The sequence below is a fragment of the Streptomyces sp. NPDC017979 genome (genome assembly GCF_044328175.1).
Classification (GTDB): Bacteria; Actinomycetota; Actinomycetes; order Streptomycetales; family Streptomycetaceae; genus Streptomyces.
In genome coordinates, this window is the sequence record NZ_JBIRGU010000003.1 from 717,755 (window position 1) to 741,671 (window position 23,917).

Sequence of the window (23,917 nt, forward strand, 5' to 3'; positions counted from 1 at the left end):
CCTTCGGAACACGTGGGTACGCGCGATCAGCGGGCCGCCGGATGAGCGGGCCACCACCACTGGCGGTTGATCGAGTGCGCGTACATGCGGCGAACTGTAGCGCACGCCGATCGCCCGGCGGTACGCCCCGGGGCGGCGCCGGGGGGCCGGCCGGGCGGCCGAAAAGCGACAAGATGCTGGACTGCATGTCTCACGTACTGGGCGGCCTCCGAAGGGCGCGCCGCGACCCCGTACTATTGGCGGTGTGACCGTGAACGCTAAGACCACCCTTTCCGGTGGCAACACCTGGCGAGACCTGCCCGCGGCGCAGCAGCCCGAGTACCCGGATGCCGAGGCTCTGCGCGATGTGATCGCCGAGCTCGAAAGCTATCCGCCGCTCGTCTTCGCGGGCGAGTGCGACCAGCTGCGCGCCCGGATGGGGGCCGTCGCCAGGGGCGAGGCGTTCCTGCTCCAGGGCGGCGACTGCGCGGAGGCGTTCGACGCCGTGTCGGCGGACCACATCCGGGCCAAGCTCAAGACCCTGCTCCAGATGAGCGCCGTGCTGACGTACGCGGCGTCCGTCCCCGTCGTCAAGGTGGGGCGGATCGCCGGCCAGTACTCCAAGCCGCGCTCCAAGCCGACCGAGACCCGCGACGGCGTGACCTTGCCCACGTACCGGGGCGACTCGGTCAACGGCTTCGACTTCACCGAGGCGGCCCGGATCCCGGACCCGCAGCGGCTGAAGCGGATGTACAACGCGTCCGCGTCCACCCTGAACCTGGTGCGCGCCTTCACCACCGGCGGCTACGCCGATCTGCGGCAGGTGCACGCCTGGAACCAGGACTTCGTGAAGTCCTCCCCCTCCGGCCAGCGCTACGAGCAGCTCGCCCGGGAGATCGACAACGCGCTGAACTTCATGGAGGCGTGCGGCACGGACCCGGCCGAGTTCCGCGCGGTCGAGTTCTTCGCCTCCCACGAGGCGCTGCTGCTCGACTACGAGGGCGCCCTGACCCGTACCGACTCCCGCACGGGACGGCTGTACGACACCTCCGGGCACATGGTCTGGATCGGTGAGCGCACCCGGCAGCTCGACGGGGCGCACATCGAGTTCGCCTCCCGGATCAGCAACCCGATCGGGATCAAGCTGGGCCCGACGACCACGGTCGACGAGGCGCTGACGTACATCGACCGGCTGGACCCGGACCGCGAGCCCGGTCGGCTGACCTTCGTGGTGCGCATGGGCGCGGACAAGGTCCGCGACAAGCTCCCCGAGCTGGTGGAGAAGGTGACCGCGTCCGGCACGACCGTGGCGTGGGTGACCGACCCGATGCACGGCAACACCTTCGAGGCGGCCTCCGGCCACAAGACGCGTCGCTTCGACGACGTGCTCGACGAGGTCAAGGGCTTCTTCGAGGTGCACAAGGCGCTGGGCACCCACCCGGGCGGCATCCACGTGGAGCTGACCGGCGACGACGTCACGGAGTGCGTGGGCGGCGGCGACGAGATCTTCGTCGACGACCTGCACCAGCGGTACGAGACGGCCTGCGACCCGCGACTGAACCGCAGCCAGTCCCTGGACCTGGCGTTCCTGGTCGCCGAGATGTACCGGGACCAGTGAGGTCGACGGCCGGACGCTGACGGCGGCGGTGCCGTCCGTCGTGGTGTGAATTGCCCGGATGGGGTGTGGATCCTTGTGATCCGCACCCCATCCGGCTTTTGCGGCCTCGCCCCGCCGGGTAAGGTTAGGTTAGCCTCACTGATGGATCGGTCGATGCGTCGGCAAAGGCGTCGATACGTCGGCAATGGCACGGCCCGAGGTCCTCACGGACCCGTCGAAGACCCCGTCAGGAGGTGAACCGCGTGTACGTCTGCTCGTGCTTCGGCATCACGGAGCAGCAGGTCAAGGAGCACGCGGCAGCGGGTGCCTGCACTCCCCGCCAGATAGCCTCCGCCAGTAAGGCGGGCACGGACTGCGGATCGTGCGTGCGCCGGATCCAGTCCCTCCTCGGCCGGGGCGGCTGCCCCCGGCGCGAGCTGCTCGACCAGGGCAGGCCCGCGCTGACCGCCGTGCCGGACGAGGTCGCCGCCGCCGCGGCCGTGCAGGAGCTCGGCGAAGCGGCGTAGCGACGGGGCGGGGCCGCACGGCCCGGCAGGACCGTTTCCGCACGGCCGTGGAGCTTCGCGTACGAGATCGTTCCGCACGCCCCCCGATCAGCTGCTCGGCTGCTCGATCTGTTGGGCCAGGTACAGCGGCTCGCCCAGCTTCTCGATCAGGTCGAGCTGCGTGTCGAGGTAGTCGATGTGGTGCTCCTCGTCCTCCAGGATCTCTTCGAAGATCCGCGCCGAGGTGACGTCGTTCTTCGCCCTCATCAGGTCGATGCCGCGCTTGAGGCGGTCGATCGCCTCCACCTCGATCTGCCGGTCCGCCTGGAACATCTCGGTGACCGTCTGCCCGACCCGGACGTGGAACAACCGCTGGTAGTTCGGCAGCGCGTCCAGGAAGAGGATGCGCTCGGTCAGCCGGTCCGCGTGCTTCATCTCGTCGATGGACTCGGTCCGGGTGTACGCGGCGAGCTTGGTCCAGCCGTTGTTCTCCTGGATCCGGTAGTGCAGCCAGTACTGGTTGATGGCCGTCAGCTCGCCCGTGAGCTGTTCGTTGAGGAACTCGATGACCTCGGGGTCGCCCTGCATCGCAGCGGCTCCTTCCATGCGTCGGACGGTGTGGGGCAGGTGCGCGCATCCTCGCACCGCCGTAGAGGACCGTCCAGTAAGTGCCTCCTTAGTAGGAGTTGCCCGAATCGGTACGGGCCCGGTCGTGACCGGCTCTCCCGGTCTGTCACCATTGGGGACATGGGTCAGCCGGAGAGCCGGGAACACCGGGAACCAGCGGAGTCCGTGCTTCCGCCGGGGCAGCGACTACAGCGCGGATGGCCGGTGACCCACTACGGACCGGTGCCCAAGTTCCGGCCGGAGCGCTGGGAGTTCCGGGTCTTCGGCGCCACCGCCGACGGGGACAAGCACTGCTGGAACCACGAGGAGTTCTCCGCGCTGCCGTACTCGACGGTCGTGGCCGATCTGCACTGCGTGACCAAGTTCAGCATGCTGGGCGCCGAGTGGGGCGGGGTGCCCGCCCGCACGATCGTCGAACTCGCGCCGCCCGCCCCCGACGCCACCCACGTCATGGTGTGGGCCGAGTACGGATTCAGCTCCAACCTGCGGCTCGCGGACTTCACCGCGGAGCGCACCATCTTCGCCACCCACAAGGACGGCGAGCTGCTGACCGCGGAACACGGCTTTCCGCTGCGGCTCGTGGTGCCCCACCTGTACGCCTGGAAGGGGCCGAAGTGGGTCCGGGGCGTGGAGTACATGACGGCGGACCGCCGCGGCTTCTGGGAGGAGCGGGGCTACCACAACGTCGGGGACCCCTGGCGCGAGCAGCGCTACTCGTACCAGGAGGAGCCGGGGGAGGGGCCCGAGTTCTAGGACCCGGGTCATTCGGCCCGGGTTCTGGGGGCGCGTCCGGGGTGCACACTCCCGTTCCCGTGGGGCGCTACGGGAGGGCGGAAGCGACCTCGTGATCCGCCCGAGGGGCGGACGCCGCGTCCCGCAGCTCCTTCAGGAGTGCCACGTCAGCCGCGTACTTCTCCTTGCCGCCGGGCGTCTCGATGACCAGCGGCACGCCCTCCGTCGCCGGGTGCCGCAGCAGCTCCCGAAACGGTTCCGCGCCGATGTGGCCGACGCCGATGTTCTCGTGCCGGTCCTTGTGCGCGCCGGCGGCTTCCTTCGAGTCGTTGGCGTGGACCAGTTTCAGCCGACCTTCCCCCACGGTCTCCACCAGCGCATCCAGCGCGGCGGCCATCCCGCCCGGCGCCGCGAGGTCGTGCCCGGCCGCGTGCACGTGGCAGGTGTCCAGACAGACGCCCAGCTTGGGGTGGTGCTCCAGCGCCTCGAAGTACGGGCCGAAGTCCGCCACCCGGGAGCAGAGCGAGGCGCCCTGCCCGGCCGTGCCCTCCAGCAGCAGGAACGGGTCGTCCTCGTGCGTCAGCTCGTCCAGCAGCGGCAGCACCAGCTCCCGCACCTGGGCGAGCGCCACCTCGCGCGGCCGGCCCCCGGTCGCCGAGCCGGTGTGCACCACCACGCCCAGCGCCCCGATCTCCCGGCCCCGGCGCAGCGAGTGCCGCATCGACTCCACCGAGCGCTCCGCGGTCGCCTCGGTGTGCGAACCGAAGTTGATCAGGTAGGGGGCGTGCACCCACGGCGAGATGCCGCGCTCGGCGCACTGCTCGCGGAAGGTCTCGTCCTGCGCCGGATTGCCGGGCGGGGTCGCCCAGCCGCGCGGATTGGCCACGAAGACCTGGACGGCCTCGGCCGCCAGCTCGCTCGCGTAGCCGAGTCCGGTCGTGGCGAGGCCACCCGCCACCGGTACGTGGCCGCCGACGGGGTTGCGCATGCTGCTGCCTACAGTCCCTTGATCTTGATGGTGACCGAGCTGCCCTCGGGGGCGCGCTCGTTCGCCGACGGCGACTGGCCGCCGACCTTGTCCCCGAGGAACGGGAAGGTCTTCTCGACCTCGACCTCGAAGCCCGCGGCCTCCAGGGCCTTCCTCGCCTCGGACTCGGAACGGCCGCCCACGTCCGGCACCACGACCATCCGCGGCCCCTTGGAGACCGTCAGCGTGACCGTGTCGCCGGTGGCGAGCTGGGTGCCTTCGGCCGCGGACTGCCGGGCCACGGTGCCCGCCGCCTGCGGCGCGTTCACCTGCTCGGGGGCGACGACGACCGTGAAGCCAGCGCCCTCCAACTCCTCGGTGGCCTCCGCGACGGAGGCGCCCGTGACGTCCGGCACCTCGATCGGCGCGCCCTTGCTGACGAAGAGCGCCACCGCGGAGTCCGGGCTGCGGCCGGCGCCCGCGGCCGGATCCGTACGGATCACCGAACCCTGCGGGACCTCCGCGCTGAACTCCTTCTTCACCGCGCCGGGCGCCAGCCCCACCTTGCGGAGCTTGTCCTCGGCGGTGGCGAGGGGGTCCCCCGTGACCGTGGGGACCCGGACGACCTCCGGGCCGCGCGAGACGACGAGCGTCACCGAGCCGTTGCCCCGTATCCGCTCGTTCGTCCCGGGGTCGGAGTCGATGACCGTGCCCCGGTCGACGGTCTCGCTGAACTCGCGCCGCACGCCCTTCACGTCCAGCCCGGCGTCCTCGATCTGCTTGCGGGCGTCGGCCTCGGTCTTGCCGATGACGGCGGGCACCCGGGTGAACTGGCCGGAGTTGATGTACCAGACGCCGGCGCCGATGACGAACGCGGCGAGCACCGCCAGCACGATCGTGAGCACCCCGCGGCGCGGCAGCCCCGCACCGAAGGCGCGGCGCGCCGGCCCGTCGGACGGCGGCCCGGGGGGCGTCACCAGCCGGGCCGTGTGCTCGACGCGGCCGACCTCGGGGGGCAGCAGCCGGGGCAGGACGTCCGTACGCTCCTCGGCACCGCTGCGCCGGGCGACGGCTCCGGTCTTCGCGGCCTTGCCCTTGCGCCCGCCCGTGGTCTGAGCGGTGGAGTCCGGGTCCGTGAGCGCCGTCGGCGGCACCAGGTCGAGCTGCTCTTCGGTCAGCGCCGCGCGCGCGGTGCGCGTCTGGGCGAGCAGCGCCACCGCGTCGTAGGGGCGGACCTCCGGATTGCGGGCGGTCGCGGTGGCGACCAGTTCGTCCAGCTCCACGGCGAGGCCCGGGACGGCCGCCGACGGGGGCGGCACGTCTTCGTTCAGGTGCTGGTAGAGCACCTGGGCGGGGGTGCCGCCGGAGCGCGGCTTGTCGCCCGTGAGCATTTCGTAGAGCACCACGCCGCAGGCGTACACGTCCGTGCGCGTGTCGGCGGTGCCGTCCTCGATCTGCTCGGGCGCCAGGTAGGAGACCGTGCCCAGGAGGCTGCCGGTGGTGTTCGTGACCGACCCCACGGCCCGTACGAGGCCGAAGTCGGCGACCTTGACGCGGCCGTCGTCGCCTATGAGGACGTTCTCCGGCTTGATGTCGCGGTGGACGAAGCCGGCCCGGTGCGCAGCGCCGAGCGCCGCGAGGACCGGCTCCAGGATGTCGAGCGCGGCCCTGGGCTGGAGCGCACCGCGCTCGCGCAGCACGTCCCGCAGGGTGCAGCCGGCCACGTACTCCATCGCCAGATAGACGTACGCCCCCTCGGCGCCCTGGTCGAACACGCCGACCACGTTCGGGTGCGAGAGCCGGGCGACGGACTTGGCCTCGCGGATGAAGCGCTCCACGAACGTCGCGTCCGTGGCCAGCGCCGGATGCATCACCTTGAGCGCCAGCTCCCGGTCCAGCCGGGTGTCCACGGCCCGGTAGACCGTGGCCATCCCGCCGACGGCGATCCGCGCGTCGACGCGGTAGCGGCCGTCGAGCAGCTGCCCGACGAGCGGGTCCTGGAGGGTCGTGTCCACGCACCGATTCTACGAGCCGCCACCGACACCCCCGCCCGACCACGTCCCGGCCCCGTTGCGGTATCGCCGTGCGGACGGGCCGTGCCGTCTCACCTGCGGCCCGGTGATGGGCTTGTCGCGCAGCTCCGCCCCCATGCCCTGCGGGCCGAGGCGGAGGGTTTTAGGGGCGCTGGAGGTCACCCAGGCCCTCTGGGGCCGAGGGGGCGGAACTGCGTGACAAGCCACGGACGGCCCGCAGTGGTCTCGATTCCCGCGGGAATCGGCGAGGGCATGTGGGGCACTGGGTCCCGCCAGGCCCTCTGGTGGGCTGAGGTGGGGGTGCCCCCGTGCTCGCAGGGCACAGGGGCGGGAGGAACTGTGGGACAAGCCCCACCGGCCCGCGGGGAAACCGCGGCCACGTCCAGCCCAACGGCCCCGGCCGTGGGCGGACCAAGGGCCGGGCGTCGTCAGAACGCAGGGCGTTCCGGGTCTAGCGCGGCCAGGCCGTCGGCTGGCGACGACGCCTCGGCGAAGTGGCGGCGGGGGATGCGGCCGGCCCGGTACGCCAGCCGGCCCGCCTCCACTCCGTACCGCATCGCCTCCGCCATCCGCGCCGGCTCCTGCGCCCGGGTGACCGCGGAGGCGAGCATCACCGCGTCGCACCCCAGCTCCATCGCGAGCGCGGCGTCCGACGCGGTGCCCGCCCCGGCGTCCAGCACCACCGGCACGCCAGCCTGCTCGACGATCAGCCGGAAGTTGTGCGGATTGCGGATGCCGAGGCCGGAGCCGATGGGGGAGCCCAGCGGCATGACCGCGGCACAGCCGACGTCCTCCAGCCGGCGCGCGAGCACGGGGTCGTCGTTGGTGTACGGCAGGACCGTGAAACCGTCGTCGACCAGGGTCTCCGCGGCGTCCAGCAGCTCGACCGGGTCGGGCAGCAGGGTCCGCTCGTCGGCGACGACCTCCAGCTTGACCCAGTCGGTGCCCAGGGCCTCGCGGGCCAGGCGGGCGGTCAGCACCGCCTCGCCTGCGGTGAAGCAGCCGGCGGTGTTGGGCAGGACCCGGATGCCCAGGCGGGTCAGCACGGAGAGCACGGAGCCCTGCACGGTGGGGTCGACGCGGCGCATCGCGACGGTGGTGAGCTGGGTGCCGCTGGCGACGAGGGAGCGTTCGAGGACGTCGAGGCTGGGCGCCCCGCCCGTCCCCATGATCAGTCGGGACGTGAAGGTGGTGTCGCCGATGGTCAGCAGGTCGTCGGCCACGTCGCTCACCCTCCCTGCACGGCGGTGAGGACTTCGACGCGGTCGCCGTCGCCCAGGAGCGTGCCGGGCCAGGCGCTGCGCGGGACGACGGTCTCGTTGACGGCGGCGGCGACGCCGGCGGGGGCCGCGGTCAGCTCGGCGACGAGGGCGGCGAGCGTGGTGGGCGTGGCGAGTTCACGCCGTTCGCCGTTGACGGAGACAACCAGGGGAAAACTGTTCATACGGGCTGCTCCTGAGGGACGGGGGTGAAGCGAGCGGGGGTGAAGGGATGGGCTTCTTCGGGCAGGGCGCCGTCGGTCAGGGCCGCGGCGAGCACGTCGCCGGTCAGCGGGGTCAGGAGGACGCCGTTGCGGTAGTGGCCGGTGGCCAGCAGCAGGCCCGGCAGCTCGGTCGGGCCGAGCAGCGGTGCGTTGTCGGGCGAGCCGGGCCGCAGTCCGGCGCGGGTCTCCGTGAGCGGGAGTTCCGTGATGCCGGGGACGAGTTCATGGGCGTCCCGCAGCAGTTCGTAGACCCCGCCGGCGGTGACGGTGGTGTCCCAGCCCAGCTCCTCGCTGGTCGCGCCGATGACGAGCTCCCCGCTCTCGCGGGGCACCAGATAGACGTGGCTGCCGCGGACGACGGCGCGCACGGTCCGGGACAGGAAGGGGGCGTAGGGCGCGGGCACCCGGAGGCGGATGACCTGCCCCTTCACCGGCCGCACCGGTGGGCGTACGGAAGGAGGCAGCCCGTCGAGCCGGCCACTGAGGCTGCCCGCGGCGAGCACGGTCTGGCCGGCGGCCAGCCGGGTGCCGTCCGCGAGGGCGACGCCCACGGCCCGGTCGCGGTCCACCAGCAGCCGGGCCGCCCGGTCCCGGTGGAAGGTGACGCCGGCCCGTTGGCAGGCGGTGAGCAGCGCGGACGCGAGCCGCCGAGGATCGACCTGGTGGTCCCCGTCGACCCGTAGCCCGCCGCGTACGCCCGGCGCCAGCATCGGTTCCAGCCGGCGGCACTCACGGCCGGTGAGCCATTCGGACTCCAGCCCGGAGCGCTGCTGGAGTGCGTGCAGCTCCCGCAGATGGGCGCGGTCGTCGGCGTCGAGCGCGACGGCGAGCGTGCCGCAGGCGCGGTATCCGATGTCCGATCCGCTGGCTTCTTCGAGTTCGGCGGCGAAGTCCGGGTAGCGGCGGGCCGACTCCAGGTTGAGGGCGAGCAACGCCTGTTCCCCGTAGTGGAGTTCGGTGACCGCGGCGAGCATGCCGGCCGCGACCTGCGCGGCGCCGCCGCCGGGCGCCGGGTCCAGCACGGTGACGCGCAGGCCGCGCTGGGCGGTGCGCCAGGCCGTGACGAGCCCGATGATGCCGCCGCCGATGACGAGGACGTCGGCGGGGCGCGTGGTCGGTGCGGGCAGCGGTGCCGGCGGTGTCGTGGGTGACGGTGCGGGCGGTGGCCCCGTCGTCCGCGGTGGTTCGGGGCTCCCCGATGGCCAAAGAGCGTGCGGCATGGGTCTTCAGCTCCTCCCTTCGCCGGCATGACCCGGATCAGGTTCGTACGGTCGGAGGCCGCCCAGCCTCCCTCTCAGCCCGGTGCGTCCGGGCTCCCGCGGGTGCTTTACGGTGGCCACCCTAACCCCAGCCCGTGACGTGCCGTAAGGGCGGTCGGGGCCGGTGGGACACCGTGCTCCGGGCGCGTCCGGGGCGCATGAGCGCGAAAGGACGGTTCACCGTGGCAGGCTCGCTGGACGGACTCGTGCTGTCGCCCGTCGCCGATCAGGCGCCGGGTCAGGTCGGGGTGCGCACCCGCTTTGCGTACCACGAGCAGGACGGCCGGGTCTGGGCCCATTACGAGGGCGGGGACGTGGTCCGCGGCCATCTGGTCGGCACCCGCGAAGGCGACCGGCTGGACTTCCGCTACGTCCAGTTGCGCACCGACGGCAGCACCTCGGCGGGGCACTGCGTCTCGACCGTGGTGGAGCTGCCCGACGGGCGCATCCGGCTGGAGGAGAGCTGGGAGTGGGAGTCGCAGGAGGGCAACGGGACGAGCGTCGTGGAGCAGGTGCCGTAGGGGTTGCGAGCCCGGGCGCGGGCGTCGGGTGCGCGCCAGGCGCGGGCGCCGGGCCGGTGTGCGACACCCCACTGTTCTGACGGTTCGTCAGGTGCGTAAGGTTGACGGGTGAGCGAGCAGCAGACACAGCAGCAGGCGCGAGGCGTGGTCATCGTCGGTGCGGGCATGGCGGGTGTGCAGACCGCCGTCGCCCTGCGGGAGGGCGGCTTCGTCGGCCCCGTCACCCTGATCGGCGCCGAACCCCACCAGCCCTACGACCGCCCCCCGCTCTCCAAGGCCGTCCTGCTCGGCAAGGCCGAGGACTCCGCCTTCGACGTCGACTTCGAGGCGCTCGCCGTCGAGCTCCGGCTCGGCTGCGAGGTGACCGGGCTGCGCCACTCCGCACGCGAGCTGGACACCGAAGCCGGGCCCGTCCCGTACGACGTCCTGGTCATCGCCAGCGGCGCCGAACCCGTCACCCTGCCCGGGACGGCCGCCGTCCCCGGCGTCCACCTGCTGCGCACGCTCGACGACGCCGAGCGGCTCAAGCCCGTCCTCAGCCGGCAGCACGACATCGTCGTGGTGGGCGCCGGCTGGATCGGCGCCGAGTTCGCCACCGCGGCCCGGGAGGCCGGCTGCGCCGTCACCGTCGTCGAGGCCGCCGACCGGCCCCTCGCCGAAGCGCTGCCCGCCGAGGTCACCGCCCCCATGGCGCAGTGGTACGCCGAAGCCGGCGTCGACCTGGTCACCGGCGCGCGCGTGGCCGGGGTCGAGCCCGGGAGCGTCGTCCTGGCCGACGGGCGGCGCTTCCCCGCCGACGCCGTCGTCGTCGGCATCGGCGCCCGCCCCGCCACCGGCTGGCTCGCCGGCTCCGGGATCGCCACCGACCCGGACGGTGCCGTCACCGCCGACGCGCATCTGCGGACCTCGCTGACCGGCGTGTACGCGGTGGGGGACTGCGCGTCCTTCCCCTCGGCCCGCTACGGCCGGCGCCTGCTGGTGCACCACTGGGACAACGCGCTCCAGGGGCCGCGCACCGTCGCCGTCAACGTCATCGCCGAATTGGCCGGCGCGGGCCCGGCCGGTGCCACGGCTGCGGCGGCCGAGCCGCCGGAGGTCTACGACCCCGTGCCGTACTTCTGGTCCGAGCAGTTCGGCCGGTTCGTGCAGTACGTCGGCAACCACGCGGACGCCGACGCGCTCGTGTGGCGCGGCAGCCCCGCCGACCCCGCCTGGTCGGTGCTGTGGCTGCGGGACGGCGTGCTCGTCGCCCTGCTCGCCGTCGGCCGACCGCGCGACCTGGCCCAGGGCCGACGCGTCGTCCAGGCCGGCGGACGGCTGGATCCGCGGCTCGCCGCGGACCCCTCGGTCCCCCTGAAGGCCGCGTCCAGCTAGGGCGCGCCCGCCCCGGTGCCACGCCGCTGACCAGGTGGTCCGCCCCGCGGGGCGCCCGGATGGCGGCAGTCGACCGGGGGGCTCCCGCTACCCACTGTCGGTCCCAGATGGCAGGCTTGTCCCGTGACCGAGATTGACGCAAAGATCGATGCCCTCGTCCCCGACTGGCTCACCCTGCCCGACATCGCCGAAATGTTGGACGTCGAGGTGACGCGCGTGCGCCAGTTGGTGAAGGAGGGCCAGCTGATCGCCGTGCGCCGTGGGGAGCGGCGCGTACTCCAGGTCCCTGCCGCTTTCATCAGCGGCTCGAAGGTGGTCAAGGGCCTCAGCGGCACCCTGACGCTCCTGAAGGACGACGGCTTCACGGACCAAGAGATGCTGGAGTGGCTCTTCACGCCGGATCCGAGCCTGCCGGGCACCCCGGCGCAGGCCCTCGGGGAGAACCGCGGCACGGAAGTGAAGCGCAGGGCGCAGGCGCTCGCCGTCTGACGTCCGCGGCCCGGCGGCTGCCGCGGTAGCCGCCGCCCCGTGCACCCCGCGCGCACACTTCCGAGGCGCGCGCCGGGTGTCGAAGGGGCTAGTGCTCAACTACTCAGCCATCCGCGGTGTGCGGGAGCGTCCCCGCGGCGCGCCCGCCGTACTGCGCGGACCGACGGCACGCGCTGCCGGCGGCGGCCCACGGGCCACCGGCCCGTCCCGCCGTCAGCGCCCGCGCACGCCACCCGCACACCGCCGACCCACCGGGGGAATCCGTCATGTCCACGCTCCGCGCCCGGCTGTCCGACGCCCGGCTCTACCTCTGCACGGACGCCCGCAAGCGCCAAGGCGACCTCCCCGACTTCCTCGACGCCGTCCTCAGCTCCGGAGTCGACGTCGTCCAACTCCGCGACAAGGGCATGGAGGCCGCCGAAGAACTGGCCCACCTGGAGGTCTTCGCCGACGCCTGCCGCCGCCACGGCACCCTGCTCGCGGTGAACGACCGGGCCGACGTCGCCCACGCCATCGGCTCCGACGTGCTCCACCTGGGCCAGGGCGACCTGCCCGTCCCCGCCGCCCGGGCGATCCTCGGCGAGGACGTGCTCGTCGGCCGCTCCACCCACAGCGCGGCCGAGGCGTCCGCCGCCGCCGTCCAGCCGGGCGTCGACTACTTCTGCACCGGCCCCTGCTGGCCCACCCCCACCAAGCCCGGCCGCCACGCGCCCGGGCTCGACCTGGTGCGCCACACCGCCGCGCTGGCCACCGACCGCCCCTGGTTCGCCATCGGCGGGATCGACGCCGGAAACCTGGACGAGGTACTAGACGCCGGCGCCCGCCGGGTGGTCGTCGTCCGTGCCGTCACCGAGGCCGACGACCCCGCCGAAGCCGCCTTCCGTCTCGCACAGCGGATACGGGCGCGCTGTGACGTGGGCAAACGTGATACGACCCAGTCCGGTGGGTGGACATCGGTTGGGTGACCTTGCCACCCCCGATAACCTGCGGGTATGGCCCTTGGCACACCTTCGACCAGGACGGACCGCGCACGCACGGTGCGCGAGTTGCTCGCGACCGACGGGACCACCTACTCCTTCGAGTTCTGGGCTCCCAAGACGGAGAAGGGCGAACGGAACCTCTGGAACGCCCTGCGACGGGTGGAGGCGGTGGCTCCGAGCTTCGTCTCCGTGACGTACGGCGCCGGCGGCTCCACCCGGGCGGGCACGGTGAAGGCGACCCAGCAGATCGCCGCCGACACCACCCTCACCCCCGTCGCCCATCTCACCGCGGTCAACCACTCCATCGCGGAACTGCGCAACATGATCGGCCAGTACGCCGACGCCGGGATCCGCAACATCCTGGCCGTCCGCGGCGACCCGCCCGGCGACCCCATGGGCGAGTGGGTCAAGCACCCCGAGGGGGTGACGTACGCCGCCGAACTGGTCAGCCTGATCAAGGAATCGGGCGACTTCTGCGTCGGCGTGGCCGCCTTCCCCGAGATGCACCCGCGTTCCACGGACTGGGACACCGACGTCCGGCACTTCGTCGACAAGTGCCGCGCGGGCGCCGACTACGCCATCACCCAGATGTTCTTCCAGCCGGAGGACTACCTCCGACTGCGCGACCGGGTCGACGCCGCCGGCTGCGACACCCCCATCATTCCGGAGATCATGCCGGTCACCAGCGTCAAACAGCTCGAACGTTTCGCCCAGCTCAGCAACGCCGCCTTCCCCGCGGAGCTGAAAGACAGGATCCTCTCGGTCAAGGACGATCCCGCCGCTGTACGCTCCATGGGTATCGAGTTCGCAACGGAGTTCTGCGCGGAGCTGCTCTCGGAAGGCGTACCGGGGCTGCACTTCATCACCCTCAACAACTCCACCGCGACGCTTGAGATCTACGAAAGTCTCGGACTGCACAAGCAGTCGTGATCGGCCGTACTCGTCGACGGCCGAAGGAGAGGGGCGGGGATGGGTCTTACGGTCCTCTATATCGCGTTCGGTGTCGTCGCGCTGTGGCTGCTGGGTGAGGTGCTGCTGCAGTACAAGGCGCGCCTGCGCTGGAGAATCCTCGCCTTCGGCGGCTTCCTGACGGTCGTCCTCGGGGTACTGGTCGCCTCCACGGTGGTGATCGCCCTGGGGGCGATCACCTTCGCGGTGGGGCAGACCTACGTCACGCTCTCCTTCCGCCGCGGCTTCTCGACCGGCTGGGCGCTGGGCGGTCGGCCCGGCGCCAGCCGGCGCCGCAGGGGCGGCGCCAAGGACGCCCCGCCGGCCGTCGCGGACGGCGCCGAGTTCCCGTTCGAGGCCGAGGCCCCGGACGGGCGGCGCCGGGACGACGACCTCGCGCACGACGGCACGGCCGTCATGCCGGCGGTGCCGGCGCAGGGCCCGGACGGATCTCCCGCCGAGACCACGGCGATGCTCGCCGACGGAGTGCCGGGCGACCCGTCCGGCGTCTACGAACCGCAGCCGATGCCGGACGACACCGGGCAGTACGGCGTGTACGACGACCCGTCCTTCGCCCCCGCGGGGGCGCCGCCCCGCCAGGAGTACGCGGACCAGCCGGGCGCGAGCCAGGACTACCCGCCGTTCGACGGGGGTTACGACCCCGGCTACGCCCAGCAGCCCGGCGCCGTCCCCGACGGCGGCTACGACTACGGGCAGCCCCCGCAGCAGTACCCGGCGTACTCCGACCCGTACGTGGGCGGGCAGCAGTACGCCCCCACCGGCTACGACAACGAGCACGACGGTTACGACAGCTTCGGCAACCCCCGGCAGTACGGCGGCGATCCGTACTACGGCCAGCAGCAGCCCTACACGGACACGCCGCCCGGCGGGGTGTGGGTGCCCCAGCCGCGCGACCCCGAGACGCCCGGGCAGCCCGGGCCCGACGGACTCCCGTACGACCAGGGCTACGGCAACGAGCCGCACCAGTACCGCTACTGACCGGGCGCCACTCAGCAGGTCACGGGCGCCCGGCTGGCACGCTGGGCGCCCTCTCTGCTCGCCCTAGGACTCTGCTTGCCCCAGGAGCGTCTGCGAAGTCCCGGGGGGATACGGCTCACTGGGAGCCGCGGAAGCCCGGGCCCTCCACGATCAGCCCCGCGACCAGCGCGCCCGACATGCCGCTGTGGGCGAGCCCGCCGCCGGGGTGGGCGTGGCCGCCCACGAGGTGGAGCCCCGGCAGCCGGGTGGTGTTCGCGGGGTGCAGCCGGCGACCGCCCGGACCGGCGAGCGACGGCGCCGGCAGCGACCCCGTCTCCGCGGGCGTCAGCACCTCCTGCCACAGCAGCCGCTCACGTATCTCGGAGGGGCGGCCGAAGGCCGCGCCCGCGGCGTCCAGCAGCACCTTCGCGTACCGCTCGCGCAGCGCGGGGTCCGTCCAGTCGACGCCACCGGGACGGTCGGCGCCGTGGCCGGGGACGGTGGCGGTGACCGTGACCGCCTCGTGGGCCTCGTCGGGGACGGTGCGCGGGTCGCACGGGCGCAGCACCGTGACCGTGGGCCGCTCGGCGGGCCGACCGGAGAAGATAGCGGCCGCCTCCGCGGCCGGGTCGGGCGAGTGCACCACGGTGCGGTGCGCCACCCCCTCGCCCGGCGTGCCGCTGCCCGGCGCACCGCGCAGTGCCAGCAGGACGGTGAACCGGCCCGGCAGCGCCCGGCCGTCGTCCTGGGGTTGTACGTCGTCGTCCTGCCAGAGGTCGCGCCCGGCCAGCCGCGCCGCGGCCGTGGCGGAGCCGCCGACCACGACGTGGTCCGCCGCGACGGCGGTCCCGTCGGCGAGTTCCACCCCGGCGGCCCTGCCGTCCTTCTCCAGGATCGAGGTCACCTCGGCGTCGAAGTGGAACGCGACCCGACGGGCCAGGCACCGCTCGTACACCGCGCGGGCCAACTCGCGCATGCCGCCCGCGACGTACCAGGTGCCGAAGGTCTGCTCCATGTACGGCAGCAGGGCGGCGCCGGCCGGGGCGTGCCGCGGATCGAGCCCGTACGCCAGCGCGTACGCCTCGAAGAGGGCGGCCAGGCGCGGGTCGGTCAGCTCCCAGGCGCCGACCTCGGCGACCGTCGACGCCTGGCGGCTCCGCAGGAAGGCGCGGCGCCGGGGAGCCGGGTAGGGGTCGCGCTCCAGCACCCGCCAGTCGGACCACAGGGGCTCCTCCAGGAGGGGGCGCCGGGAGCGGTCCCAGGCGTCCCGGGCGCGGCCCAGGAACTCGCCCCAGCGCTCGCCGGCGCCCGCGCCGAGCGCGGACTCCAAGGCGGAGACGATGCCCGCGCGCGACGCGTCGGGCAGCGAGACGTCGGTGCCGTCGGCGAAGACGTGCCGGCTCGCGGGGGAGACCGGCGCGAGGTCGACGCACTTCTCCAGGGGCTCCCGGCCCGTCTTCAAGAAGAGGTCGCGCCAGACGGCGGGCAGGTGCAGCAGCCCGGGGCCGGTGTCGAAGCGGAAGCCCTCGCGCTCGACGGCGCCCAGGGCGCCCCCGTACGTCTGCGCGCGCTCGTACACCGCCACCCGGTGGCCAGCCACGGCCAGCCGGGCGGCAGCCGCCATGGCGCCCATCCCGGCGCCGATCACTGCAATCCGTGCCATGCCGACGACTTTATCCGGCCCCACTGACACCCCCCGACGGCGCTGGTCCCGCCACCGGCCGGTGGTGACCAACGCTCCCGCGGGGAGACGGCGGCTACCTCCACACGCGCAGGGACGTGCGCGGGACTTCCGGCGACGACCTGGGGGCCAGTGCGTACGGCTGAGTACCCGTACCTAGTCGCCGAGATGAGTAGCCGCGCGGATGGGCTCCCACCTGCGCGGACGGAAGAGTGGTGGGCACGGAAGGGGACGCAGCGCCGGTACCGCCGACACGGGGCGGCGGAACGGGCACTGCGCCCCGGAAGGAACGGGGTGCAGTACGGAACGGCCTTCGGGATCGGGGGATTGGCCGAAGGCGTTCCGGGACCACGGGGGAACGACCGTGACCGGGAGGTCCGGATCACCGCAGGGACCGGTGATCCGGCCCCCGGGCCACGGAACCCCCGCCGCGAAAGCGGAACCCCGAGCGGGAAGAGGGTGCGCTCAGCGTCCGCTGACCCGCCCGTGCAGCAGCCGCGAGAGCGCCGCGTGCACGTCGTCCAGCGAGCGTTCCCGCTGGAAGGACTGCCAGTCGAGCGCCGCCACCAGCACCATCCCCACCAGCGCCGCTGCCGTGAGCGGAATGTCGATCTCCTCGCTCAGCTCGCCGCCCTCGACCGCCTCTCTGAGCACGGTCTCCACCACGGCCACCGCCTGCTGCCGCACCACCAGCAGCGTCTGCTGCCAGGCACGGTTCGTCCGCCACAGCTCGGCCACGTAGAGCTGGGTGAAGGCCGGATAGCGGTCGATGAAGACCAGTCCCGCGCGGATCATCGCGTCCAGGGCCTCGACCTTGGTGCCGCCCCGGGCGGCGGTCTCGTCGGCGGCCGTCTGGAGCGAGGAGGTCAGCAGTCCGACGCCGTACCGCAGCAGTTCCTCGAACAGATCGGTCTTGCTGCGGAAGTTGTAATAGACGGTGCCCTTCGCCACTCCGGCCCGTTCGGCGATCTCGTCCACGGTGGTGGCGGAGAAGCCCTGCTCGGCGATGAGCGTCACCGCGGCCTCGTAGAGCTTCGCCCGGGTCGCCCGTCGTCTCGTGCTGGTGCTGTCCATGGCGTCCATGGCGTCGATTCTCACAGGTCTCCCTCGGGGTGCGGGCCCGGTCGCGCCGGCTCTCATCTCGTACGGCACCCGTTCCCCCGGACCGGCGGGCGGGCGCCGTGCGCGGGCCCGCCCGCCGGTCGGGGCGTCACAGGCTCAGCTCCGGGTGCAGCCGGTCGAGCGTCCAGACCTGCTTCTGCCGGGCCGACAGCGCGGTGAGGGCGAGGGCGGCCGCGGTGAACGCCACGAGCACCGCGGTCGCCTGCCACACGGGCTCCAGTCCGCCACCGGTGATCAGCCGGCGCAGGGCCTCCACGACGTAGCTCATCGGCAGGAACGGGTGGATCGCGTTGAAGAACCCGGGGCTGGTCTGCACCGGATACGTGCCGCCCGCGGACGTCAACTGGAGCATCAGCACCGCGAGGACCAGGATGCGGCCGGCCGCGCCGAAGCGGGCGTTCAACCACTGGATGATCGCGGCGAAGCAGCCGATCACCAGGGCGAGGAAGGCGACCGTGGCGGCCCCGTTGGCGGCGTCGAGCCCCAGGCCGAAGTGGAGGACGGACATCAGCGCCGCGACCTGCACCAGGCCGATGGCGACCACCGGCAGCCAGCCCGCCAGCGCGATCCGCCAGGCGGAGGCGCCGGCGGCGAGTGCACGCCGGTTGAGCGGTTGGATGATCATGTACGCGACCATCGCGCCCACCCAGAGGGAGAGCGGGATGAAGTACGGGGCGAAGCCGGTCCCGTAGTTGGGGGCCTGGTGGAGCGAGGAGGACGCCAGCTTCACGGGGTCGGCCATCACCTCCGTACGGGCGTCGCGGTCCTGCTCGTCGTAGTCGGGGATCTCGGCGACGCCCTCGTTGAGCCCGCCGGCCAACTGCGCCGAGCCGTCGACGAGCTTGAAGATGCCGCCGTCGAGGTCGTTCGCGCCGGTCCGCAGCTTGCCCACGCCGGTGTCGAGGTCGACGGAGCCCGACGCGGCGTTCGCCAGCCCGGTGTGCAGGGCGTCGGCGCCCGCGGCGGCCTTCTTCGCGCCCGAGTTGAGGGTGTTGATCCTGGCGACCGCGGACTCCAGGTCCTCGTCCAGGTTCGGTGCGCGCTCGGCGAGGTCCGCGGCCTTCTTCTGGAGGTCGGCGAGGTGGCCGTCGAGCTTCTTCAGGTCGCCCCGGTTGCCCGCGACGAGGGTGTTGACGTCCGCGGCGACCTTCGCGACGTCGGACGCCGTGGTCGCGGCGCGCTCCAGAGCCGGGCAGAGCGCCGGGTCGGCGGCGGTGGCGGCGGAGTCGGCGGTGGCGGCCTTCGTGCACTGCTGGGTGTGGATCCGCTTCAGCTCGCCCGACGAGGTCTGGGCCAGGGACGCGGTGCCCGGGGCCGCCTTGACCAGGGTGTCCAGTTGGGTGCGCAGGGCGCCGGAGCCGTCGGCGACCAGCCGGGCCGTGCTGCCGATGGTCTTGCCGTTGTCCTTGAGGTACGGGCGTACGTCACCGGCGATGCCGTTGACCTTGTCGGCGAGCGCCTGGGTGCCCTCGGAGATGCTGCGGGTGCCCGATTCCAGGTCGCTGGCGCCCTTGTTGAGCTTGCTCAGGCCGCCGGAGAGCTTGCTGCTGTTGTCCTTGGCGCTCTTGAGGCCGTCCGCGAGGTCCGCGGAGCCCTTCTTCGCGTCGCCGATGCCGCCCTTGAGGTCGTCCGCGCCCTTGGCCGCCTCGGCGGTGCGGTCGTGGATGTCTGAGAACGAGATGAAGATCTTGTCCAGGAAGGAGCGGGACGCCTTCGTCGACGCGGCGGTGCGGACCTCGGAGAAGACGGTCCGGGAGACCTGGCCGACGATGTAGTTGTTGGCGTCGTTGGTCTCCACCTTCAGGGCGCCGGTCTCCGGGGAGTCGCCCGAACTCGACGCGATGCGGGCGCTGAAGTCCTCGGGCATCGTCAGGGACAGGTAGTACGTGCCGTCCTCGACGCCCTTGCGGGCCTCGGCGGCGCTGACCTCGTGCCAGGCGAAGACCTCGCTGTCGCGCAGGCCCTTGACGATGTCGTCGCCCGCCGACAGCTCCTCGCCGTCGGCGGTGGCGCCCTCGTCGTCGTTGACCAGGGCGACGGGGACGCGGTCGAGCTGTCCGTACGGGTCCCAGAAGGACCACAGGTACAGGGCCCCGTACAGCAGCGGCAGCAGCACGATCGCGACGATCGCGGCGCGGGGCAGCTTCCCCCGGCCGAACCGCTTGAGCTCAAGCGCGGCCAGCTTCGGCGAGCGCATCGGCCGTTCCCTCCCCATCGGTGACGTCAGCGACGTCAGTGGTGTCGGTGGTGTCTATGGCATCTGTGACGTTCGTGACGTCCGTACGAATGACGCTGGTGCACTCCTGGGCCCGGCCGCACACGGCGAGGACCGTGGTGCCCGCGTCGGCCACGGACCGCAGCAGGTCCCACGCCGCGGCGCGGTCGGCGTCCGAGAGCTTCAGGTCGGAGTCGTCGACGGCGAGCAGCCGCGGGCGGCCGATCAGCGCGAGGGCGATCGACAGCCGCAGCGCTTCGAGCCGTTCCAGGTCGCGCACCGAGGTGCGGCCCTCCTTGGGCAGTCCGCCGCGGTCCAAGCCGGCCGACTCCAGTGCCGCGTCGATCCGCTGCCGCAGGGCCCCGGCGCGTTCGGCGCGCGGACGCAGCAGTTCGCGCAGCGAGCCGTCGTAGCGGCTCCGGAGCAGGGCCCGTTCCTTCAGGTGCTCGTCGACGGTGAGGGCCGGGTCGAGGTCGCTCACCCCCGGTACGTGGGCGAGCGCGCTGATCCGGCGCACGGCGGCCATCTCGCGCGGCAGCGCCAGCCCGCCCACCTCGGCGCGGCCCGCCGCCGGGCGCATCCGGCCGGTGAGCGCCAGCAGGAGGCACGTCCGACCGGAGCCCGAGGGGCCCTGGATGCCGATGAGCGAACCGGGTGCGGCGTCGACATCCACCGAACGGAAGGCCCAGCCGCGCGGCCCCTTCACCCCGAAGCCCTCGGCGAATACGGCCGCCCCTGAAGGGCTGTCCACGAGTCCTCCCCTGCACGACGATCGCGCGTCTCCGCGTCCTGCGTCTTACGTCTCTGCACTTTTAAACTGACTGGTCAGTGCAAAAACTATCCCGAAGGTGTCCGGTGCGGCAAAAGCGCACGTCAAGTCGGGTGCGCCGGTGCGGGAGTTCGACCCTTTCTCGCGTGATCGCACCCGCGCCGTGTAAGCAGAGGCATGACCCAGGCAACCGACCCCCGGTCCTTCGACCGCTTCGCCCTCGACTACGACCGCTTCGTGAGCTTGCTCCCGGGACAGAACACCGCATGGCTGACGGCGCTCGACCTGAAGGGCGGGCGCGCCCTGGATGCCGGCTGCGGATCGGGGCACGCCGTCGCGGCGTTGGCGGACGCCTTCGACGAGGTCGTCGGCCTGGATCTGAGCGCTCCGCTGATCGAGATCGCCCGGGCCGAGCGGGCGCGCCCCCACGTGCGTTACGTGGTGCAGGACCTGTTCGAACTCGCGGACGACGACGGCTTCGACCTGGTCTACAGCCACACGATGCTGCACCACCTGGACGACTACCGGGCGGGTCTGGAGCACCTGAAGGGGCTCGTACGGCCCGGGGGCACGGTCGCGCTGATCGACAACGTGAGCGACCGGCGGCCGACGCCGCCGCGCTGGGCGTACACCTGGGGAGCGCGGTTGGCCTTCCCCCGCGAAGTGCTCCGCGTGGGGCCGCGCGACGCCTGGTTCCAACTGCGCTTCTGGCACAGCCGGCCGTGGCTGGCCCACCTCCTCAGCGACCGCTACCTGTCGCGCGGGCAGTTCCGCGAGCTGTACGGGGACGTCTTCCCCGGAGCCCGGTTCGACGACCTCGGCTTCGCCCTGGCGATGGTCTGGACGGCCCCGCGGAACGCCGACGGCGGCCGGTGACGGGAAGTCCGCGCCCGGGCTGAACCGAGGCGCCCGCTTCACCCGAATGTTGGCCAAAAGGCCAGGTCAGAGCCCATTGTCAGTGGTGGCCTGCACGATGGACACATACGGCCACCGTGCCGTCACACGACGACAGGAGGTTCGTCATGGCCAGTCACCACGCGGCAGCCGCGCACCGGCGCCGTGCCACCGGCCCTGTCCCCTCACTGACCGGGCCCGCGAGCGATGTGCACCCCGTACTGCGGCGCGCCTCCGCACCGCCCGCCGCCCTCGACCTCCTCGCCCAGGCCCGCGCCGGGCTGGACGAGGCCGCCGCCTTCGAGACTCCGAACGAGCGGTACGCGATGGCGCACCTCGCGGCCCTGCGCACCGCTGCGGCCGTGCTCGCGGCCCGCGGATATCCGGACGCCCCGCAGCCCGCCGCCGGCGGCCGGGGCACCGCCCCCCGGCGCGGTCGGCGCGCCGGCATACGCAGCGCCTGGGACCTGCTGCCCGAGACCGCTCCCGAACTGTCCGAGTGGAGCGCCCATTTCGCCGCGGGCGCCGGCCGCCGGGCCCGCGCCGAAGCGGGCATACGCGGCGCCGCCAGCAGCGGCGACGCGGACGAACTGCTGAGGAACGCCGGGATGTTCCTCCGCTTGGTCGAGCGGATGCTGCTGCTCCAGCCCGTCCTGCCGCAGCCGAGGGCGGAGCAGCCGCAGCCGACGGAGGAACTGCCTCCGGCAGGGGAGGTGAGGGAGCCGGTTGACGAGAGGGCGGGGTGAGTCCGGGGCCGGGGGAGCGGCGTTCCGGTGCGCCGCGGGTGCACGGCGGGCGCGGACCCGTCGAACGGAGGCAATCCGGGCGGAGGCAATAGGGTGGGCAGCGTCGTCACCCCCCGACGAGATCCCGAGATCCCGCGACCGCGGCCGACGCCGACCGAGGTCGACCGACCGAGGTCGACCGACCGAGGTCAACCCGCCGAGGTCGAACGACCGAGGTTGAACGACCGAGGTTGAACCGACCGCGGTCGCATGCACACCATCCGCCCGCCCGGTCCGCGTCCGCGCGGTCGGGGCGGCACCGTCCGAGGAGTCAACTGCCGTGCCGGACCAGGCCCCCCGTGGGGAGACCACTTCGCGCCCGCCCCGCGCCGCCCTGCGTACCTCCGTGGTCTGGGAGGTCCTGAAGGACGCCATCGACCAGCGGGTCAAGGACACCGGGGCGGACGCCCTGGACGTGCTCGACACCGGCGGCGGCAGCGGCTCCTTCGCCGTGCCCCTCGCCCAGCTCGGGCACCGGGTCACCGTCGTCGACCCCAGCCCCAACGCGCTGTTCGCGCTGGAGCGACGGGCCGCCGAAGCCGGCGTGGCCGACCAGGTGAAGGCCGTCCAGGGCGATGTGCACGGCCTCTTCGACGTCGTCGAGCGCGACGGCTACGACGTGGTGCTGTGCCACGGCGTGCTGGAGTACGTGGACGACCCCGCCGAGGGCGTACGGAACGCGGTCGACGCGCTGCGGCCCGCGGGTGCCCTCAGCCTGCTCGCGGCCGGCCTGGGCGGCGCGGTGCTCGCCCGCGCCCTGGCGGGGCACTTCACCGAGGCGCGGCACGCCCTGGACGACCCCGCGGGACGCTGGGGCGACGGCGACCCGGTGCCCCGCCGCTTCACCGCCGACCAGCTCACCGCCCTCGTCGCGGGCGCCGGCGCCGAGGCGGGCGCGGTGCACGGCGTACGGGTCTTCACCGACCTCGTCCCCGGGGTCCTGGTGGACACCGAGCCCGGTGCGCTGGACGCCCTGCTGAAGCTGGAGGCCGCGGCGGCCGAACTTCCGGCCTTCCGCTCCATCGCGACCCAGCTGCACGTGCTGGCCCAGAAGCATCGCTGATCAGCGGCGTAGCAGCAGATGGACTACGACACATACCACCCGAACGTGTCGTTCGCCCCGTATGATCGAAGGACACCGTCCGGCATGACGGATCGGAGGTTGGGGAATCTACGCCTCAGCAGCCGAGCCGCCGTGGCGGCCCGACCAGCGAATTGACGTAACGACATAGAGGGCGGGTTTCACGGGGGCGATTCCCTGCCTATCCTGAAAGGGCCGCATCCGGTCGCCCCCGCGGCCGACGACTAGGAGGACTCCGTGCCGCTCTCGGAGCACGAGCAGCGAATGCTCGAGCAGATGGAGCGAGCGCTGTACGCCGAAGATCCCAAATTCGCGACAGCGCTTGAGGGAAGCGGGCTGCGTACGTACACCCGACGACGGGTTTACCAAGCGGTTGCAGGCTTCCTGGTGGGTATTGCGCTCCTGGTGGCCGGAGTGGCCGCAGGGGCGGGGCAATACTGGTGGATCAGCGTGGTGGGCTTCCTCATCATGCTGGGCTGTGCGGTGCTCGCGGTCACCGGCTGGCGCCAGGCGCCCAAGCCGGGTGAGCAGCGGACCCCGCAGGACGCGGTGGGCGGCACCCGTCGCCAGCCCCAGCAATCACGTCAGCGCAAGTCGATGATGAACCGCATCGAAGAACGGTGGCAGCGCCGCCGTGACGAGCAAGGACACTGAGTCACCCGCGGCCCGTGGGCGAACAGCCCGCAGCCGTAGCCGACTCTGACACCGGCCCCCGTCTCTCACAGCGCGAGTCTCCCAATGCCCCGTGCCCGCCCTCATCGGCGGGCACGGGGCATTGTGCTGTGCCCACGGCCCGCTCCGACGCGGGCCTCAGCCGGGCGACCGGGAGTGCCCGCGCGCCCGCCGTCCGTCCAGAACGTTCCAGAGCCCATTCAGGACCACTGGGAACCGTTCAGA

23 protein-coding genes and 1 riboswitch are annotated in these 23,917 nt (G+C 72.8%); of the genes, 13 read left to right on the plus strand and 10 right to left on the minus strand.

The genetic code is table 11. The features are described from left to right. The first annotated feature begins 244 nt into the window (after positions 1 to 244). Together ACH4E8_RS12690 and ACH4E8_RS12695 are read left to right on the plus strand one after the other, a co-directional pair. Positions 245 to 1,597: a class II 3-deoxy-7-phosphoheptulonate synthase gene (locus ACH4E8_RS12690; protein ID WP_398447152.1), complete on the plus strand. Its 1,353-nt coding sequence runs from the start codon at positions 245 to 247 to the stop codon at positions 1,595 to 1,597. Positions 1,598 to 1,830: 233 nt separating this feature from the next. Continuing rightward, the gene (locus tag ACH4E8_RS12695; RefSeq protein ID WP_398447154.1) at positions 1,831 to 2,103 is read left to right on the plus strand and encodes a bacterioferritin-associated ferredoxin; all 273 of its coding nucleotides are present in this window, start codon (positions 1,831 to 1,833) and stop codon (positions 2,101 to 2,103) included. 87 nt (positions 2,104 to 2,190) lie between these two features. Here ACH4E8_RS12695 and bfr read toward each other — a convergent pair whose 3' ends face one another. Beyond that, a complete protein-coding gene (gene bfr / locus ACH4E8_RS12700) occupies positions 2,191 to 2,670 on the minus strand; it encodes a bacterioferritin (protein ID WP_398447323.1) in 480 nt (159 codons plus the stop codon). A gap of 159 nt (positions 2,671 to 2,829) precedes the next feature. Between bfr and ACH4E8_RS12705 the strand changes: the two genes are divergently transcribed. Further along, positions 2,830 to 3,462 carry a sulfite oxidase-like oxidoreductase gene (locus tag ACH4E8_RS12705; protein WP_398447156.1) on the plus strand — a complete coding sequence of 211 codons (633 nt, stop codon included), beginning with the start codon at positions 2,830 to 2,832 and terminating at the stop codon, positions 3,460 to 3,462. Positions 3,463 to 3,529: 67 nt separating this feature from the next. Here the strand turns inward: ACH4E8_RS12705 and ACH4E8_RS12710 are convergent, their stop codons facing one another. The 5 genes from ACH4E8_RS12710 to thiO form a co-directional block, all read right to left on the minus strand. Next, the gene (locus tag ACH4E8_RS12710; RefSeq protein WP_398447158.1) at positions 3,530 to 4,429 is read right to left on the minus strand and encodes a deoxyribonuclease IV; all 900 of its coding nucleotides are present in this window, start codon (positions 4,427 to 4,429) and stop codon (positions 3,530 to 3,532) included. A gap of 8 nt (positions 4,430 to 4,437) precedes the next feature. Next, on the minus strand, positions 4,438 to 6,423 hold the full coding sequence (gene pknB / locus ACH4E8_RS12715) for a Stk1 family PASTA domain-containing Ser/Thr kinase (RefSeq protein ID WP_398447160.1): 1,986 nt from the start codon (positions 6,421 to 6,423) through the stop codon (positions 4,438 to 4,440). Positions 6,424 to 6,869: 446 nt separating this feature from the next. After that, positions 6,870 to 7,664, minus strand: coding sequence for a thiazole synthase (locus ACH4E8_RS12720; RefSeq protein ID WP_398447162.1), 795 nt, complete (start codon positions 7,662 to 7,664; stop codon positions 6,870 to 6,872). Between the two features lie 5 nt (positions 7,665 to 7,669). Continuing rightward, the gene (thiS, locus tag ACH4E8_RS12725; protein WP_398447164.1) at positions 7,670 to 7,885 is read right to left on the minus strand and encodes a sulfur carrier protein ThiS; all 216 of its coding nucleotides are present in this window, start codon (positions 7,883 to 7,885) and stop codon (positions 7,670 to 7,672) included. Next, the gene (gene thiO / locus ACH4E8_RS12730) at positions 7,882 to 9,144 is read right to left on the minus strand and encodes a glycine oxidase ThiO (RefSeq protein WP_398447166.1); all 1,263 of its coding nucleotides are present in this window, start codon (positions 9,142 to 9,144) and stop codon (positions 7,882 to 7,884) included. The genes thiS and thiO overlap by 4 nt, the downstream gene beginning before the upstream one ends. After that, a riboswitch (TPP riboswitch) is annotated at positions 9,142 to 9,254 on the minus strand. (Overlaps the previous gene by 3 nt.) Positions 9,255 to 9,365: 111 nt before the next feature. Here thiO and ACH4E8_RS12735 point away from each other — a divergent pair. The 6 genes from ACH4E8_RS12735 to ACH4E8_RS12760 all read left to right on the plus strand — a co-directional run bounded on the left by ACH4E8_RS12735 (position 9,366) and on the right by ACH4E8_RS12760 (position 14,494). Beyond that, on the plus strand, positions 9,366 to 9,704 hold the full coding sequence (locus tag ACH4E8_RS12735) for a hypothetical protein (RefSeq protein WP_398447168.1): 339 nt from the start codon (positions 9,366 to 9,368) through the stop codon (positions 9,702 to 9,704). Positions 9,705 to 9,812: 108 nt separating this feature from the next. Then, positions 9,813 to 11,078: an NAD(P)/FAD-dependent oxidoreductase gene (locus tag ACH4E8_RS12740; protein WP_398447170.1), complete on the plus strand. Its 1,266-nt coding sequence runs from the start codon at positions 9,813 to 9,815 to the stop codon at positions 11,076 to 11,078. Positions 11,079 to 11,201: 123 nt separating this feature from the next. Beyond that, positions 11,202 to 11,567 (plus strand): Rv2175c family DNA-binding protein, encoded by a 366-nt coding sequence (locus ACH4E8_RS12745; RefSeq protein WP_398447172.1) that lies wholly within the window; start codon positions 11,202 to 11,204, stop codon positions 11,565 to 11,567. A gap of 266 nt (positions 11,568 to 11,833) precedes the next feature. Next, complete coding sequence (gene thiE, locus ACH4E8_RS12750; protein WP_398447174.1) at positions 11,834 to 12,532, plus strand: thiamine phosphate synthase; 699 nt, start codon at positions 11,834 to 11,836, stop codon at positions 12,530 to 12,532. A 27-nt stretch (positions 12,533 to 12,559) separates the two neighbouring features. Beyond that, a complete protein-coding gene (metF, locus tag ACH4E8_RS12755; RefSeq protein ID WP_398447176.1) occupies positions 12,560 to 13,477 on the plus strand; it encodes a methylenetetrahydrofolate reductase [NAD(P)H] in 918 nt (305 codons plus the stop codon). A 39-nt stretch (positions 13,478 to 13,516) separates the two neighbouring features. Continuing rightward, on the plus strand, positions 13,517 to 14,494 hold the full coding sequence (locus ACH4E8_RS12760) for a hypothetical protein (RefSeq protein ID WP_398447178.1): 978 nt from the start codon (positions 13,517 to 13,519) through the stop codon (positions 14,492 to 14,494). Positions 14,495 to 14,609: 115 nt separating this feature from the next. On the opposite strand, the gene ACH4E8_RS12765 is transcribed toward ACH4E8_RS12760, so the two are convergent. From ACH4E8_RS12765 to ACH4E8_RS12780, 4 genes are all read right to left on the minus strand, one after another. Beyond that, complete coding sequence (locus ACH4E8_RS12765) at positions 14,610 to 16,136, minus strand: phytoene desaturase family protein (protein WP_398447180.1); 1,527 nt, start codon at positions 16,134 to 16,136, stop codon at positions 14,610 to 14,612. Between the two features lie 483 nt (positions 16,137 to 16,619). Continuing rightward, the gene (locus ACH4E8_RS12770; protein WP_398447325.1) at positions 16,620 to 17,228 is read right to left on the minus strand and encodes a TetR/AcrR family transcriptional regulator; all 609 of its coding nucleotides are present in this window, start codon (positions 17,226 to 17,228) and stop codon (positions 16,620 to 16,622) included. A 136-nt stretch (positions 17,229 to 17,364) separates the two neighbouring features. After that, positions 17,365 to 19,473 (minus strand): YhgE/Pip family protein, encoded by a 2,109-nt coding sequence (locus ACH4E8_RS12775; RefSeq protein WP_398447182.1) that lies wholly within the window; start codon positions 19,471 to 19,473, stop codon positions 17,365 to 17,367. After that, on the minus strand, positions 19,445 to 20,242 hold the full coding sequence (locus ACH4E8_RS12780) for an ATP-binding cassette domain-containing protein (protein ID WP_398447184.1): 798 nt from the start codon (positions 20,240 to 20,242) through the stop codon (positions 19,445 to 19,447). Before ACH4E8_RS12780 ends, ACH4E8_RS12775 begins: the two co-directional genes overlap by 29 nt. A gap of 195 nt (positions 20,243 to 20,437) precedes the next feature. Between ACH4E8_RS12780 and ACH4E8_RS12785 the strand changes: the two genes are divergently transcribed. The 4 genes from ACH4E8_RS12785 (at position 20,438) to ACH4E8_RS12800 (ending at position 23,674) form a co-directional block, all read left to right on the plus strand. After that, the gene (locus tag ACH4E8_RS12785; RefSeq protein WP_398447186.1) at positions 20,438 to 21,136 is read left to right on the plus strand and encodes a class I SAM-dependent methyltransferase; all 699 of its coding nucleotides are present in this window, start codon (positions 20,438 to 20,440) and stop codon (positions 21,134 to 21,136) included. A gap of 146 nt (positions 21,137 to 21,282) precedes the next feature. Beyond that, positions 21,283 to 21,900: an SAV_6107 family HEPN domain-containing protein gene (locus tag ACH4E8_RS12790; protein WP_398447188.1), complete on the plus strand. Its 618-nt coding sequence runs from the start codon at positions 21,283 to 21,285 to the stop codon at positions 21,898 to 21,900. Positions 21,901 to 22,219: 319 nt separating this feature from the next. Then, positions 22,220 to 23,002 carry a class I SAM-dependent methyltransferase gene (locus ACH4E8_RS12795; protein WP_398447189.1) on the plus strand — a complete coding sequence of 261 codons (783 nt, stop codon included), beginning with the start codon at positions 22,220 to 22,222 and terminating at the stop codon, positions 23,000 to 23,002. A 255-nt stretch (positions 23,003 to 23,257) separates the two neighbouring features. Then, positions 23,258 to 23,674, plus strand: a complete 417-nt coding sequence (locus ACH4E8_RS12800) for a DUF3040 domain-containing protein (protein ID WP_398447191.1) — start codon at positions 23,258 to 23,260, stop codon at positions 23,672 to 23,674. Positions 23,675 to 23,917 lie beyond the last annotated feature (243 nt).

Excerpts from the sequence above, each read along its gene's own strand:
- bfr (WP_398447323.1), bottom strand. The coding sequence starts at position 2,670 with ATGCAGGGCGACCCCGAGGTCATCGAGTTCCTCAACGAACAGCTCACG.
- ACH4E8_RS12705 (WP_398447156.1), top strand. The coding sequence starts at position 2,830 with ATGGGTCAGCCGGAGAGCCGGGAACACCGGGAACCAGCGGAGTCCGTG.
- ACH4E8_RS12710 (WP_398447158.1), bottom strand. The coding sequence starts at position 4,429 with ATGCGCAACCCCGTCGGCGGCCACGTACCGGTGGCGGGTGGCCTCGCC.
- thiS (WP_398447164.1), bottom strand. The coding sequence starts at position 7,885 with ATGAACAGTTTTCCCCTGGTTGTCTCCGTCAACGGCGAACGGCGTGAA.
- thiO (WP_398447166.1), bottom strand. The coding sequence starts at position 9,144 with ATGCCGCACGCTCTTTGGCCATCGGGGAGCCCCGAACCACCGCGGACG.
- thiE (WP_398447174.1), top strand. The coding sequence starts at position 11,834 with ATGTCCACGCTCCGCGCCCGGCTGTCCGACGCCCGGCTCTACCTCTGC.
- metF (WP_398447176.1), top strand. The coding sequence starts at position 12,560 with ATGGCCCTTGGCACACCTTCGACCAGGACGGACCGCGCACGCACGGTG.
- ACH4E8_RS12760 (WP_398447178.1), top strand. The coding sequence starts at position 13,517 with ATGGGTCTTACGGTCCTCTATATCGCGTTCGGTGTCGTCGCGCTGTGG.
- ACH4E8_RS12765 (WP_398447180.1), bottom strand. The coding sequence starts at position 16,136 with ATGGCACGGATTGCAGTGATCGGCGCCGGGATGGGCGCCATGGCGGCT.
- ACH4E8_RS12770 (WP_398447325.1), bottom strand. The coding sequence starts at position 17,228 with ATGGACAGCACCAGCACGAGACGACGGGCGACCCGGGCGAAGCTCTAC.
- ACH4E8_RS12775 (WP_398447182.1), bottom strand. The coding sequence starts at position 19,473 with ATGCGCTCGCCGAAGCTGGCCGCGCTTGAGCTCAAGCGGTTCGGCCGG.
- ACH4E8_RS12785 (WP_398447186.1), top strand. The coding sequence starts at position 20,438 with ATGACCCAGGCAACCGACCCCCGGTCCTTCGACCGCTTCGCCCTCGAC.
- ACH4E8_RS12790 (WP_398447188.1), top strand. The coding sequence starts at position 21,283 with ATGGCCAGTCACCACGCGGCAGCCGCGCACCGGCGCCGTGCCACCGGC.